Source organism: Micromonospora sp. GCM10011541, assembly GCF_042650725.1.
Classification (GTDB): Bacteria; Actinomycetota; Actinomycetes; order Mycobacteriales; family Micromonosporaceae; genus Micromonospora; species Micromonospora sicca.
The window spans coordinates 1-13,750 of the sequence record NZ_JBHSBP010000083.1; the positions used below are offsets into that span (position 1 = coordinate 1).

General features: G+C 73.1%; 11 protein-coding genes. 4 read left to right on the forward strand and 7 right to left on the reverse strand.

Features of this window, described 5'->3' with window-relative positions:
- Positions 1-362: 362 nt before the first annotated feature.
- Complete coding sequence (tnpB, locus tag ACFOYX_RS29835) at positions 363-1,793, reverse strand: IS607 family element RNA-guided endonuclease TnpB (protein WP_322441828.1); 1,431 nt, start codon at positions 1,791-1,793, stop codon at positions 363-365.
- On the reverse strand, positions 1,790-2,365 hold the full coding sequence (locus ACFOYX_RS29840) for an IS607 family transposase (protein ID WP_322441827.1): 576 nt from the start codon (positions 2,363-2,365) through the stop codon (positions 1,790-1,792). The genes tnpB and ACFOYX_RS29840 overlap by 4 nt, the downstream gene beginning before the upstream one ends.
- A gap of 267 nt (positions 2,366-2,632) precedes the next feature.
- Here ACFOYX_RS29840 and ACFOYX_RS29845 point away from each other — a divergent pair, with 267 nt between their 5' ends.
- Together ACFOYX_RS29845 and ACFOYX_RS29850 are read left to right on the forward strand one after the other, a co-directional pair.
- Complete coding sequence (locus ACFOYX_RS29845; RefSeq protein WP_322441883.1) at positions 2,633-4,030, forward strand: hypothetical protein; 1,398 nt, start codon at positions 2,633-2,635, stop codon at positions 4,028-4,030.
- A gap of 265 nt (positions 4,031-4,295) precedes the next feature.
- On the forward strand, positions 4,296-5,435 hold the full coding sequence (locus ACFOYX_RS29850; RefSeq protein ID WP_322441826.1) for a SigB/SigF/SigG family RNA polymerase sigma factor: 1,140 nt from the start codon (positions 4,296-4,298) through the stop codon (positions 5,433-5,435).
- A 68-nt stretch (positions 5,436-5,503) separates the two neighbouring features.
- Here ACFOYX_RS29850 and ctaD read toward each other — a convergent pair whose 3' ends face one another.
- The 5 genes from ctaD to ACFOYX_RS29875 form a co-directional block, all read right to left on the reverse strand.
- Positions 5,504-7,507 carry a cytochrome c oxidase subunit I gene (gene ctaD / locus ACFOYX_RS29855; protein ID WP_322441825.1) on the reverse strand — a complete coding sequence of 668 codons (2,004 nt, stop codon included), beginning with the start codon at positions 7,505-7,507 and terminating at the stop codon, positions 5,504-5,506.
- 84 nt (positions 7,508-7,591) lie between these two features.
- Positions 7,592-8,323, reverse strand: a complete 732-nt coding sequence (locus ACFOYX_RS29860) for an ATP-binding protein (protein WP_322441824.1) — start codon at positions 8,321-8,323, stop codon at positions 7,592-7,594.
- A gap of 88 nt (positions 8,324-8,411) precedes the next feature.
- Positions 8,412-8,864, reverse strand: coding sequence for a DUF4383 domain-containing protein (locus tag ACFOYX_RS29865; protein WP_322441882.1), 453 nt, complete (start codon positions 8,862-8,864; stop codon positions 8,412-8,414).
- A 21-nt stretch (positions 8,865-8,885) separates the two neighbouring features.
- Complete coding sequence (locus ACFOYX_RS29870; protein WP_322441823.1) at positions 8,886-10,130, reverse strand: glycosyltransferase; 1,245 nt, start codon at positions 10,128-10,130, stop codon at positions 8,886-8,888.
- Positions 10,131-10,260: 130 nt separating this feature from the next.
- Positions 10,261-11,274, reverse strand: coding sequence for a glucosyl-3-phosphoglycerate synthase (locus ACFOYX_RS29875; RefSeq protein WP_109800748.1), 1,014 nt, complete (start codon positions 11,272-11,274; stop codon positions 10,261-10,263).
- 216 nt (positions 11,275-11,490) lie between these two features.
- On the opposite strand from ACFOYX_RS29875, the gene ACFOYX_RS29880 reads away from it, so the two are divergent.
- Entirely contained in the window at positions 11,491-12,522 is a 1,032-nt protein-coding gene (locus tag ACFOYX_RS29880) for a Gfo/Idh/MocA family oxidoreductase (RefSeq protein ID WP_322441822.1), read from the forward strand.
- On the forward strand, positions 12,515-13,603 hold the full coding sequence (locus ACFOYX_RS29885) for a zinc-binding dehydrogenase (RefSeq protein ID WP_322441821.1): 1,089 nt from the start codon (positions 12,515-12,517) through the stop codon (positions 13,601-13,603). The genes ACFOYX_RS29880 and ACFOYX_RS29885 overlap by 8 nt, the downstream gene beginning before the upstream one ends.
- The last annotated feature ends 147 nt before the right edge of the window (positions 13,604-13,750 follow it).

Here is a 13,750-nt window from a genome sequence, read left to right on the forward strand (position 1 = left end):
AGCATCGACGTCATCAGCCCCGACCCTTGACACGCCAACCGCCGCCCTAACTGAACGGCGTTGCGTCTAGGCCAGCTGGACGAGTACGGCCACGGCCGGTTGCACCGGATACAAGCCAAGTCTCGCTGTTCGGCCTGCACCGGCGGCTCCGCTTCTACGCACGACGAGCACGTCGAGGCGCGCCGATCTCGCACTTGGGGCCCGCCCCGCACGGGCTTTGCCCCATTTCGCCCGGGCACCAACTGCAAGATCGCCGGGTGGTGGGGAGGGGAGGGGGCAGGGTCATGGTCGCCGCCGGGTGGTCGGCTCGTTCTCGTGCATGGGCGGGGGAGGTGGCGGCGGTTCGGGTGTCGCGGAAACCGTTACCTTTCAGTGAGCAAACGTGACTCATGATTGGCAGTCGTCCGTTGCCGGGCGACGTTGACCGGATGAACCGGTCTAGACGCTTCACGGCCCGCTGCCCCGCCTGCGGGTGCAGGTCTTACGGGTCTTACGTAGGCTCCACGTCCTGTTTTTGCGTCGCCCAGCAACTCCAGGTCGACGTGCCGCACGAGCGCGGCAAGATTACGTGCCGCGTTGACGTCCCGGTCCAGGGACAGTCCGCACGCGGTGCAGTGGAACATGCGCTCGGCCAGCGACAGCTTGGGTTTCACCGTCTTGCAGGCGGAGCACGTCTTGGAGCTGGGGTACCACCGGTCGGCGACGTACAGCGTGCTGCCGTACCAGCCGGTCTTGTAGCCGAGGTGCCGGCGCAGCGTCGCCGGGGCGGCGTCGGTCAGGGACCGGGCCAGCCTGCGGTTGCGGACCATCCCGGCCACGTGGAGGTCCTCGACCACGACCGTGGTGAACTGCTGCGCCAGGCGGGTGGTGAGTTGGTGCCACGAGTCGGCGCGGACGGCCGAGACTGTGGCGTGTAGTCGAGCCACCGCGTCCTGTGCCCGCTGCCACCGGTTCGACGCAGTCCGTTTGCGCCTGGCCTCCGGGTCGTAGGGGCCGATCCGCCGGGCGGCCCGGCGTTGGGCCTTGCCGAGTTTCCTCAACGCGGCCTTGAACGGCGCCGGGTTCGGCACCATCTCGCCGGTGGACAGCACCGCCAGGTGCTTGATCCCGGCGTCCACGCCGACGACCCGGCCGGCTTTCGGCGCGTGCGCCGGCCGCCGTCCGACCGTGCGCTGGACCGCGACCTGGAACGAGCAGAACCACCTGCCGGCGGTCTCGGTGACCGTGGCGGACAGGATCGTCGCGGTGCCCGCCCGTACCCGGCGGGCCAGCTTGCGGGTCGACTCGTGGGTGCGGATGCGACCCAGCCGGGGCAGCATCACATGCCGGTAGCTGGGGTCGACCCGGATCGCGCCGGTGGTGAACCGGGCCGACCTACGGCCGTTTTTCTTCTTGGCGCGGGGCCAGCCCATCCGGCGGCCCTTGCGGGTGCCGGTGCGTGACGCCTGCCAGTTGCCCAGTGCTGCGGACAGGTTCGCCAGGCCGGTGTTGAACGCCTCCTTGGAACACTCCGCCCACCATGGCGCCACCCACTGCTTGATCTCGTTCCAGGTGCGCCGCAGGTCCGGCAGGGACCAGCCCTGCCATGGCGTCAGGTCCGCCTCGGCTACTCCGTAGCTGGCCTCGGCAGCGCGCTGCGCCTTCACCGCGCTGACCCGCCGCAGCATGTGGTTGTACGCGAACCGAGCCGCGCCGGTGTTCCGGCGCAGACCGAGAACCTGGGCGTCACTCGGGTCGAGGGCGAACCGGTACGCCTGCACGGTCCAGCCGGCCGGCGGCTCGTACCGCTTCACGACTCGTCCTTGGTGGTGGCGGCGGCCACGGCGCGGCTGGCCCGGTTCGCCGCTGCGCGGCGGCCGTACAGTCGGGCGCAGAGACTAGTGAGGATCTCCGTGACGTCCCGCACGAGGTCGTCGTCCACCTCGGCTGGATCGACCACCATCAGCCGGCGCCCCTGCGCGGCCAGCGCCGCCTCAACATACTCGGCACCGAACCGCGCGAACCGATCCCGGTGCTCCACCACGATCGTCGACACGGCCGGGTCGCGCAGCAGCCCGAGGAACTTCTTGCGCCGCCCGTTCAACGCGGACCCGACCTCGGTCACCACCCGCGCGACGGCCATGTCCCGCCCGGTGACCCAGGCGGTCACCCGGGCGACCTGCCGGTCCAGGTCGGCTCGCTGGTCAACCGACGACACCCGGGCGTAGACGACGACCTGACCCTGCCGGGCGTCGTCGGTCACCTCCACCATGATCGTGCCGGACGGAAGACGCCGAGCGGGCACCGGCATGGTCCCCTCACGGAACCAGCGGTACGCGGTCTGCGGGTGCACACCGTTACGGCGCGCCCACTCGGCAAGCTTCACAGAACGATACTAACACTCATATATTCGTATGTTTGATCACGGGAGAGTGAGCAGTTGTCAGCCCCGTGCGGCAGGTTTTGCGCCGGCGGGCGTGGAACCCGGCGACACGACGCGGCTGGGTTCCGTGCGTCCGGACCGCCCCGCCGCCGCGCACCCGAGGATTGATCCTCCCCGTGGGGGGATGCCCCGTTTAGACCGCATAGGGACGGGAAGCCGGGCCGCGTGGTGAGCGAACGAGGCAAGGTGGGGCCGGGGCCGGAGGTGCAGATGGGGCTCACGGCGGAGGGTGCCGGGCTGGCCGGTGACCGGGTCGTGGCGGCGGGCAGCACCGCCCGGATCCTGGTCGCGGCGACCGCCCGGGCGCTGCGCGGCGCCGACTGCGGCGACCTCGGGCACCCCAGCCCGCTGTCCCGCTTCACCGGCGCCCCGGAGCCGGTCCGCCGGGCCGCGGCGGCCCGGGCCGCCGGACGGGTCGCCCTCACCCCCGCGCAGACCGCCGAGGTGGACGCCGAGCGCGTGGCGCGGTGGATGGTGGACCAGTATCCGCGGCGCCGCTACCCGGGGGTGGTGCTCGGCTCGGCGCACGGTGCGGCCGCGCACCTGGCGGTGGCGCTGGGCGTGCCCTGGCTGCCGGCCGCCTTCGAGCTGACCGCGCACTGGACGCACGGCGCGGTCGACCGGCCGCGGGCCGCCCTCGACCACGGCGCGGCCCTCGCCGCCCGGCTGCTGGCCGGCAACTCGGACGTGCACGTCCGGCAGGTCCACTGTCCCGCCAGCCGGGGCGCCCTCGCCGGCGCCACCGTGACCCTCGCGGTGCGGTGGCGGCGCCTGCCGGCGGCGTACGCGCGGTTCCTGGCCGACCGGCTCGAACCGGGCGCGGCGGTGCTGCTGCTGCGGGACGCCCGGACGTGGCCGGTGCTCGACGAGGGCCGGGGCCACAGCTTCCAGGTCGGCTCCCCGGCCAGCGGCCTGGAGCCGGTGGACTTCCACCCGGATGCGCACGCGCTGCGCCAGGTGCTCCGCTCCGCCGGCGGCGACGGGGCGCACTGGGAGCCCCCGGAGGTGTCCGCCCCGCCGGGGCACGCCGAGCACGGCGTGGAGTCGGGTTTCGAACTCAGCGCCCGGAACTGGGCCGGCCGGCACGGCCATCCGCTGCACCGGGTGCTCTTCCCGCAGCCGGACGCGCTCAGCGCCGCCACGGCCGACCTGTACCGGCGGTGGCTGCGGCGGTCCGGCAAGACCGGCGACCGGCTGGTGGTGGAGTGTGGGCGGCTGCTCGACCCCTGGCAGGTGGTCCGGGCCGGCATGGTGCCGTACTGGTGCGAGAACGCGACCCGGCGCCGGGTGGAGGGGGTGGAGTGGTGGCTCGCCGGCAGCGAGCCGTTCAGCTCGGTCGACGTGCTGCCCGAGCCGCCGGGCGTCCGGTCGCCGGCGCTGGCCGGTCTGCCGCAGTGGCTGGCGGTGGCCGCGTTCGGGCGCCGGCGGCGGTCCCTGGACCGGGGGTCCGCGCGCGGCTACCCGGTCAGCTCGGTGCCCACCCGCCGTGCCACGGAGGTGTTGCGCAACCAGCCGTACGACCTGCCGGTCCCGCCGCCGCTGCGCCTCGCCGAGGCGGTCGACGTGCTCCGGGACACCGGCGCCCACCAGGGATTGCTGGTCTCCTGACCGGATTCGACCGGTGGGCCGGCGGACCGGTCCACCCCGGCCGGCACCAACCCTGGCGAAACATCCTCGCGAACTCGCGGTCCGTGATTGAGTACCTACGGAGCGGGAACACCGCTCGCTGCGACGGCCGATGAGGCCGTGTGGCGAGCTGTCGTCGCTCCTGGCGTGCCAGTCACGTAACCCACTTCCGGCCCGGTGCGTGGCCCGACCACGCGCATGACCGGTTTCCCAATCCGGGCGGGGGACCTTCCTGAGGGAGGCGCGGATGTTCGGACATACCACCACGACCACACCACCACCCACCGATCGGGGCCTGGAGGACCTCGACGCGGCGGCGCTGGCGTACGCGGCACGGATCGAAGGCCTGCCGCCGGAGCGGCGGCAGGAGGCACGGGACGACCTGGTCCGCTTCGCGCTGCCGTTCGCCGGGCGGCTGGCCCGCCGCTACCGGGGTCGGGGGGAACCGCTGGAGGACCTGGAGCAGGTGGCCCGTCTGGGCCTGGTCAACGCCGTCGACCGGTACGACCCGGAACGGGGATCCTTCACCGCTTACGCGGCGATCACCATCGTCGGTGAGATCAAACGGCACTTCCGGGACCGCACCTGGGGTGTGCACGTGCCCCGCCGGCTGCGCGACCTGATCCTGGAGGTGGGGCAGGCGACGGCGGCGCTGACCAGCGAGCTGTCCCGGGCGCCCACGGTCGCCGAGCTGGCCCAACGGCTGGAGACGCCGGAGGAGGAGATCCTCGCCGCGCTGGAGTCGGCGGCCGGCTACAGCCCGGCCTCGCTCAACGCCCCGGTCGGCGGGGAGAGTTCCGCCGAGTTCGGCGACCTGGTCGGCGAGTCGGACAACGCGCTGGAGTCCGTGGACGACCGGGTGACCGTCAGCGGGCTGCTGCACGCGCTGCCCTGGCGGGAGCGGCGGATCCTCGCCATGCGCTTCTACGGCAACCAGACGCAGGCGGAGATCGCGGCCCGGTTCGGCATCTCCCAGATGCACGTCTCCCGGCTGCTGTCCCGGGCGCTGACCTGGCTGCGCCAGGCGATGCTCGCCGACGCCCCGCCACCGTGGCAGAACGGGGCCGCCGAGTCGGCGGAGCCGGCGAAGACGAGGATCTCGGTGCGGCAGAACGGCGACCGGGTGGTCGTCGAGGTCGGCGGCGACGTCGGCCGGGACGGCGCGGACCAGTTGCGCCGGGCGATGTTGGAGGCGGTGACCGGGCAGCCCCGCGAGGTGGTGGTGGACCTGGTCGGCGCGGGCGGCGTCGACGCGGGTGGCATCGCCGCGCTGATGGCCGGCCGGGATGCGGCAGCCCGGACCGGGGTGCCGCTGCGGTTGACCCGGGTGCAGCCCGCGGTACGCCGTTCGCTCGCCGCCGCCGGCCTGCCGGCCGCCTGCGACTGAACCTGGCCGGTACGGGACGAGGAAGGGGGCCGGCGCTCGTGGCGCCGGCCCCCTTCGTTTCGTGACGCTCAGCGCTCGGGGTTGTCCTCGTGCCCGCGCGGGTGGCGCCACCGCTCGCTCTCCGGCGGTCGGCGCTCCGCGCCCGGCTCGACCTCCTCGAGCACGTCGGTCTCCTCGAAGCTCGGCCGGCGGATCTGCTCCGGCTCCGGCACCACCACCGGCCGCGCCCCGGACTGCGGCGCGGGATGGTGCTCGACGGCCTCGCGGGCGCCGTGCGCCCCCTCGGCGGCCGGCGACTCGGGCACGCGCGGCTCGAGATGCAGCTCCTCGGCGAAGTGCTGCGGCGGCTTGGTGGTGCGCTGCGGCAGGTCCCGGCCGAGGTCGGCGACGAGTTTGCCGTACTTGGCGTCGAAGGCGGGGCGCTCGGAGCGGATCCGGGGCATCCGGTCGAAGTTGCGCAGCGGGGGCGGGCAGGTGGTGGCCCACTCCAGGGAGTTGCCGAAGCCCCAGGGGTCGTCGACGGAGACCATCGTGCCGTACCGCCAGGACTTCCAGACGTTGTAGATGAAGAACAGCGTGGACGCCCCCAGGATGAACGCCCCGATGCTGGAGATCGCGTTGAGCGTGTCGAACCCGTCGGTGGGCAGGTAGTCGGCGTACCGACGGGGCATGCCCTCGTTGCCCAGCCAGTGCTGGACCAGGAAGGTCATGTGGAAGCCGACGAACATCGTCCAGAAGTGCGCCTTGCCCAGGCGTTCGTCGAGCAGCCGCCCGGTCATCTTGGGGAACCAGAAATAGGCCCCGCCGAACGCGGCGAAGACGATCGTGCCGAAGAGCACGTAGTGGAAGTGCGCCACGACGAAATAGGTGTCGGTGGTGTGGAAGTCCGCCGGCGGGCTGGCCAGCAGCACTCCGGTCAGGCCGCCGAGCAGGAAGGTGGTCAGGAAGCCGATGGCGAAGAGCATCGGCGTTTCGAAGGTGAGCTGCCCCTTCCACATGGTGCCGATCCAGTTGAAGAACTTCACCCCGGTCGGCACCGCGATGAGGTAGCTCAGGATGCTGAAGAACGGCAGCAGCACCTGGCCGGTGCCGAACATGTGGTGCGCCCAGACGGTCATCGACAGCACGGTGATCGCGATGGTGGCGAGCACGATACCGGTGTAGCCGAAGATCGGCTTGCGGGCGAACACCGGGATGATCTCGGAGATGATGCCGAAGAACGGCAGCGCCACGATGTACACCTCGGGATGGCCGAAGAACCAGAACATGTGCTGCCAGAGCATCGGCCCGCCGGTGGTCGGGTCGAAGACGTGTGAGTGCAGGATCCGGTCCGAGGCGAGGGCGAAGAGCGCGGCGGCCAGCAGCGGGAAGACGAAGATCACCAGGACGCTGGTCAGCAGCAGGTTCCAGGTGAAGATCGGCATCCGGAACATGGTCATCCCGGGGGCGCGCAGGGTGACGATGGTGGTGATCATGTTGACTGCGCCGAGGATCGTGCCCAGCCCGGAGAGGGCCAGCCCGACCACCCACATGTTTCCGCCGACCCCCGGGCTGTGCTGGGCGGTGCTCAGGGGCGTGTACGCGAACCAGCCGAAGTCCGCCGCGCCAGCCGGGGTGAAGAAGCTGGCCATGAGTATCGACCCGCCGAACAGATACAGCCAGTACGCCAAGGCGTTCAGCCGGGGGAACGAGACGTCCGGGGCGCCGATCTGGAGCGGGACGATGTAGTTGCCGAAGGCGAACACCAGCGGGGTGGCGAAGAACAGCAGCATGATCGTGCCGTGCATGGTGAACGCCTGGTTGTACTGCTCGGGGGAGAGGAACTGCATGCCCGGTCGGGCCAGCTCGGCCCGCAGCAGCAGCGCCAGCACCCCGCCGATCAGGAAGAAGAGGAACGACGTCACCAGGTACAGCAGGCCGATCAGCTTGGCGTCGGTCGTACCCAGGACCTTGAGCAGCGTGTTGCCCTTGATCGCGGTCCGGACCGGGCCGGGATAGCCGCCGAACCGGGCGGGCGCGAGGATCGCGGGCCCCCGGTCTCGGGCCAGCTCCGTGACTACCCGTTTGGGCATATCTCTCACCCCGTCGTGACGACAGTAAGGACGGGCACGTACCCGGCCTTCTGCCATAAAACCAGGCGAGAGCGGAAAATTAGGTCAGTTCGCCGGTAGCATCGCCCAGACGACCTTGCCGTCACCGGCCGGCGCGCTGCCCCAGCGCTGGGTCAGCTCGCGGACCAGCAGCAGCCCGCGGCCCCCCTCCGCCCGCGGGTCCTGACCGGTCGTGGCCCGCGCCGCAGCCCGGCTGCCGTCCGTCACGGCCAGGCGGAGGTACGGCCGCCGCAGGGTCAGCGTCACCTGCATCGGCGTGCCGGCGTGTCGGACCACGTTGCCCACCAGCTCGGTCAGCACCAGCGATGCCGGGCCGATCAGCTCGGGGATGTTCCACCGCCCGCAGGCGTCGGTGACCAGCTCCCGGGCCCGTCGGCAGGCGCCGGCGACGGGCTCCAGGCGGGCCCGCAGCCGCGGCGCCGCCCACGCGCCCGCCAGCGCGGTGGCCTCCGCGCAGTCCGGCCGGACCGGCACCACCCGGCAGGCGGTCGTCTCGGCGAGCCAGACCGCCGCGTCCGGCGGCGGTGCGCAGAGCACGATCGGTACGGCGGGCCAGTCGGCGGCCCGGCGGGCGGCCGCGGCGAAGACGGAGAGCGCCAGCCGGTCGGCGACGTCGACCTCGGACAGGTCGACCACCAGGGCGTCCGGCTGGGCGGTGAGGCAGCGGTCCAGCACCGTGTGCACCGCGCGCATGGTCGCCAGGTCGAGCGCGCCCGCAAGCCGGACGAGGGTGACCGGCGACTCGTCGCAGACCTCGCAGCTGATCCGGCTCGGCATCGTTCCTCGATTCCGTTTCGTCGCGGACCTGGGAACTACCCGTCGCCCAGTCCGGTCAAACCGGACCAGCCGCCCACCGGGGCCCCGCTCAGCGGCGTTTCCCACCACGCGTGGTGAGCAGGCCGAGGGCGATCATGCCGATCCCGAGGAAGATGTGCAGCCAGTTGTTGGCCCCGTTGAGCGGGACGAAGTTCGCGCCGCTGGATTGGTCGACCACCAGGCCGTACAGCCAGAGCACCAGATAGATGGCGCCGCCGCCGAGCAGGTATGCCCGGGCAGCGGAGACGGTCCGGGACAGCGCCAGGCCGGCGATGCCGAACAGCAGGTGCACGATGTTGTGCAGCACCGAGACCTGGAACAGGCCGAGCAGCTTCGCGTCCGACTCGTGTCCGGCGAAGCCCAGGTCGCCGAAGTTGCTGGTGATCCCCGGTATGAAGCCGAGCACTCCGACGATCAGGAAGACCACGCCGGCCGCGGCCGCGGCCCGGCGTACCGGGGCGCGGCCGTCGGCCGGGTTGCGTCGGCCCCGGGAGTGGGCCATCGAGTTCGTCACGACGTTTCCTCACCTGGAACGGACGGCGGGCTTTCCCGTTCCGGCCGGCGACAAACGCCGGCCCGGCCACCACCCGTCGGTGCGGCCGGGCCGGTACGGACGCTCCGGCAGCAGGGGGCGGGCGGCGAGCTGGCGGACCCGCTCGTACAGCCCGACGTACTGCTCGGCCATCATCGCCGGGGTGAACCGGGCGGCGGCCTCCCGGCGGCACTCGGCCGGATCCAGCAGGCCGGCGGCCAGCACCAGGTCGCCCAGCTCCTCCTCGTCGGTGGTGAGCAGTCCGGTGCGCCCGTGCTCGATCAGCTCGGGCAGGCAGCCGCGGGCGGTGGAGACCACCGGCGTACCCAGGGCGAGGGACTCGACCACGGCGGTGCCGCCGGGCTCCTCCCAGCGCAGCGGGAAGAGCGCGGCCCGGGCGCTCGCGAGCAGGTCGTCGCGCTCCTGGCCGGCGACCGTGCCGACCCAGCGGACGAGGTCGCCGTCGACGTGCGGGGCGACGTGGTCGTAGAAGAACCGCACGTCCGGGTTCTGCCGGGCCTCGTCGCCCGCCGCGGCCAGGTCCTCCGGCCGGTGGTACGGCCCGACCGGGCCGGCCAGGACCAGCGGGAAGCCCACCTGCCGGGCCAGCCGGGCGCCCAGGTCCTGGCCCTTGCCCGGGTTGATCCGACCCAGGATGATCACGTGGTCGCCCTGGTCCACCGGGGGCCGCCGGTCCGCGTCGACGGCGAGCGGGGTGGACAGGTGCACGTGCCCCACCGAATGGTCGCGCAGCGCCTGCGGGGCGCGGGCCAGCTGCGAGGCGGAGACGCCGTTGACCCGGACCCGGTCACCGCCGTCCAGGTTGCCGTACAGCTCCGGGTGCTTCGCCAGGTCCCAGTGCAGGGTGTGCAGCGCCGGCGGGGCGTCCGGGCCCATCGCGGCCATGGTGGCCAGCCCGACCGCCTCCACGTGGTCGTGCACCAGGTCGATGTCGTCGCGGGCGTGCAGCGCGCGCACCACCCCGCCGAGGTGCGCCTGGGAGACCCCGCAGACCTGGTTGTACGGCCGCTGCAGGGCGTGGAACTGGCCGTCCGGGAAGACCGAGATCTTCTCGTCGACCGGCAGGGTGCTGGTCTCCACCGAGGCCAGCACCACCCGGACGCCGAGCCGGCGCAGCTCGGGCACCAGGGTCGCCACCACGTTCTCGATCCCGCCGTAGCCGGGGGGCGGCACGGACAACCAGGGACCGGCGTTCATCAGCACGGTGAGACTCATCGTGTCGGGTTCCTTCCGTCGGCGGCGCCCCCGTCGGCCCTCCGCGTGCCAGCGACCGGCCCCACGGGCCGGCCGTCACCGCTGCGCGCCGGTCGCCGGGACCGGCCGTCGCCACCGTCGCCCGGTGGCCTCACGCCGCCACCCGCCGCCGCGGCACCCGGTGCCGCAGCTGCGCCAGCGGCGGACGCTCCTCGATCGAGACGTCGCTCACCACGATCTCGCGGTCCAGATTGGGCAGCGCCTCGGAACCGCCGCGCCGAAACTGGGTGAGCAGGGCGGCGGGGGTGGTGCCCGGGCCGGCCCAGCCCCGGCGCTGCAGGCGCGACCAGGCGGTCAGCATGATCTGGGCAGACATCCGGCCCAACGCCGCGGTGTCCTGGTGGCGGTGCTTGCGCTCACCCAGGTCCACCTGCGCCAATGCGTCCAGGCCGACCAGCTCCAGCAGGTCGATCAGCATCGCCGTCTCCACGCCGTAGCCGGAGACGAACGGCACCTGCTCCAGCACCTCCCGGCGGCCCGCGTACTCGCCGGCGAGGGGCTGCACGAAGCCGGCCAGCTCCGGCCAGAAGAGGTTGAGCAGCGGCCGGGCCATCAGCTCGGTCACCCGGCCGCCGCCGTCGGCCTCCACGCCGGTCGCGCCGACCAGCGGGCGGTGGTAGAAGCCCTTGACGAAGTCGACCGACGGGTCGGTCAGCAGCGGGCCGATCAGGCCCGTGACGAAGTGCGGCCGGAACTCGCGCAGGTCGGCGTCGACGAAGGCGACCACGTCGCCCTCGGCGGCGGCCAGCCCGGCCCAGAGCGCGTCGCCCTTGCCGGTCAGCTGGGGCAGCCCCCGGGTCATCGCGTCCTGGCTGACCACCTCGGCCCCGGCGGCCCGGGCCACCTGGGCGGTCCGGTCGGTCGACCGGGAGTCGACCACGATCAGCTCGTCGACCAGGGGAAGCCGGTCCATCAGGTGTTCGCGGATCGTCGACACGATCGCGCCCACCGTGGCCTCCTCGTTGCGGGCCGGCAGCACCACGCTGACCCGGCTGCAACCCTTGGCCCGCAGCAGGCGTCGGGCCGGCCAGTCGCCGGCCGACGTCGTTCGATAGGTGGCCCAGGCCTCCACTACCGGTGAGACGATCTGTTCTGTATCCCGCACAGGCACCCCCAGGTCGTGGCGGAAACGCGGGAACTGGATTTCCCAGTACCGACCCCGCGCTAACCGGATCATGCCTACCAGCCTGATCACGTCCCGGACACCGGCCGGTTCCCGGCGGGTGAACGTCTGATTGCGCCGCCCGCCGGGTTTGGTGGGGTGCCGGCAGGGGGAGAGCTGTCCGGGTAGTCGGGAAACCGTGGCGAGAGGGTCTGTGGGATGCGCGTGTGCCGGGTGGGACTGGTAGGGGCCGGCGGGGTGGCGCAACGCCACGCCCGCGTCTTGACCGGCTTCGAGGACGTGGAACTGCTCGGGGTGACCGACGTGGCCCGGGACGCGGCGGAGGCGCTGGCCGGGACGCACGGTGCCCGGGCCTTCGCCGACGTGGACGAGCTGCTCGCCGCCGGCCCGGACGCCGTGTACGTCTGCGTGCCGCCGTTCGCGCACGGGCCGGTCGAGGAGGCGGTGATCGCCGCCGGCGTGCCGATGTTCGTGGAGAAGCCGGTCGCGGTGGACCTGGAGACCGCGGAGCGGATCGCCGCCCTGGTCGAGCGGCGGCAGCTGCTGACCGCGGTCGGCCACCACTGGCGTTACCTGCACGTGGTCGAGCAGGCCCGGGAGCTGCTCGCCGACCGCCCGGTGCGGATGGTCAACGGCTCCTGGCTGGACAAGGTGCCGCCGGTGGCCTGGTGGGCCCGGCGGGACCGCTCCGGCGGCCCGGTGGTGGAGCAGGCCGCGCACGTGCTCGACCTGATCCGCGCGCTGGTCGGCGAGGCCACCGAGGTGACCGCGTACGGCGACGGAGCCCCGCCGCCGGTAGACGGCGCCGACATCGACTCGGTCACCGCGGCGACGCTGCGGTTCGAGGGCGGCGCCGTCGGCACGCTCGCCGCGGCGTGCGTGCTGGGCTGGAAGCACCGGGCCGGCGTGGAGATCCTCGCCGACGGGCTGGCGCTGTCGCTGGCCGAGGACGGCCTGACCGTCTGCGACGGGGACGGCGAGCGGCACCTGCCCGCCGACCCGGACGGCGCCCGGGCGGCCGTCGACCGGGCCTTCGTCGACGCCGTGCGGGGGGTCGGCGACGACGTCCGCGTCCCGTACGCGGAGGCGCTGCGTACCCAGCGGCTGGCCCTCGCGGTGGCCGAGTCCGCCCGGACGGGGCGGAGCGTGTCGCTGCCCACCGGGCCGGCCGCCCGGCCCCGGACGGCGGTGGCGGACGCCACGCCGGCGGGGGTGACCGTCGATGCGTGACAAGGTCGTGGTGGTCAGCGCCCCCGGGCGGGTGGAACTGGTCGAGCAGGACGCCGCCGAGCTGCGGGACGGCACGTTCCGGGTGGAGACGCTCCACAGCGGCGTCTCCGCCGGCACCGAACTGAGCTACGTCAAGGGCACCAACCCCTACCTCAACGTCACCTGGAACGCCGACCTCGGCCTGTTCCAGCCCGGGGAGGCGAGCACGCCGTACCCGGTAAACCGGCTCGGTTACATGCAGGTGGGCCGGGTGGTGGAGAGCCGCACCCCGGCGATCGGGGTCGGGACCGTGGGCGCCATGACCTACGGGCACCGCACCGGGTACGTCGCCGACCCGGTCGCCGAACGCTTCGTGCCGCTGCCGGAGGACCTGGACCCGCTGCTCGGCATCTACGTCGCGCACATGGGCCCGATCTGCGCCAACGGCCTGCTGCACGCCGCCGCCGACCTCTGCGGCACCGACGTGCGCTCGCTCGGCGACGGCGTCCGCGGCCGCCGGGTCGCGGTCGTCGGCAGCGGCGTCGTCGCCCTGCTCACCGCGCTGCTCGCCCGGCGGCACGGCGCCGCCTCGGTGGTGGTGCTGGACCCGACGCCGCAGCGGCGCGAGGTGGCCGAGGCGCTCGGCCTGGAGACCCTCGACCCGGAGGCCGACGACCCGGCGGTGGTGCTCAAGACCCGGTGGAACCACTCCGCCGGCGACCGCGGCGCCGACGTGGTGTTCCAGTGCCGGGGCCAGGCCTGGGCGCTGCACCTCGCGCTGCGTCTGCTGCGCCCCCAGGGCACGATCATCGACCTGGCCTTCTACCAGGCGGGTGCGGACGAGGTCCGGCTCGGCGAGGAGTTCCATCACAACGGCCTGTCGCTGCGCTGCGCGCAGATCGGGCGGGTGCCGCGCGGGCTCACCCCCACCTGGGACCGGGAGCGGCTCTCCGCGGAGACCATCGAGCTGCTCCGGCAGTACGGCGACCTGATCCGCAAGCACCTCGTCTCGGCGGTGGTGCCGTTCGAGGAGGCGCCGGCGTTGCTGACCGACCTGGCCGAGCGCCGCCGCTCCGAGCTCCAGGTGGTGCTGACACCCTGAGCCGACCGGATCGGCCGGTGCGAGCGCCCCGGCCGATCCGCCGTCACCGGGTGGGCCTACGCATAGCCGTCCCGCGGGAACAAGCAGCTCGTCAGCTGACCCCGGCAAAGGCCCTGAGCTGGGCGGATGGCCCCGAATCCGGACACC

What these genes read in the sequence shown, in the direction of transcription:
- ACFOYX_RS29845 (WP_322441883.1), top strand. Translation starts at nt 2,633, where the DNA reads ATGGGGCTCACGGCGGAGGGTGCCGGGCTGGCCGGTGACCGGGTCGTG.
- ACFOYX_RS29860 (WP_322441824.1), bottom strand. Translation starts at nt 8,323, where the DNA reads ATGCCGAGCCGGATCAGCTGCGAGGTCTGCGACGAGTCGCCGGTCACC.
- ACFOYX_RS29850 (WP_322441826.1), top strand. Translation starts at nt 4,296, where the DNA reads ATGTTCGGACATACCACCACGACCACACCACCACCCACCGATCGGGGC.
- ACFOYX_RS29885 (WP_322441821.1), top strand. Translation starts at nt 12,515, where the DNA reads ATGCGTGACAAGGTCGTGGTGGTCAGCGCCCCCGGGCGGGTGGAACTG.
- ACFOYX_RS29880 (WP_322441822.1), top strand. Translation starts at nt 11,491, where the DNA reads ATGCGCGTGTGCCGGGTGGGACTGGTAGGGGCCGGCGGGGTGGCGCAA.
- ACFOYX_RS29870 (WP_322441823.1), bottom strand. Translation starts at nt 10,130, where the DNA reads ATGAGTCTCACCGTGCTGATGAACGCCGGTCCCTGGTTGTCCGTGCCG.
- ctaD (WP_322441825.1), bottom strand. Translation starts at nt 7,507, where the DNA reads ATGCCCAAACGGGTAGTCACGGAGCTGGCCCGAGACCGGGGGCCCGCG.
- ACFOYX_RS29865 (WP_322441882.1), bottom strand. Translation starts at nt 8,864, where the DNA reads ATGGCCCACTCCCGGGGCCGACGCAACCCGGCCGACGGCCGCGCCCCG.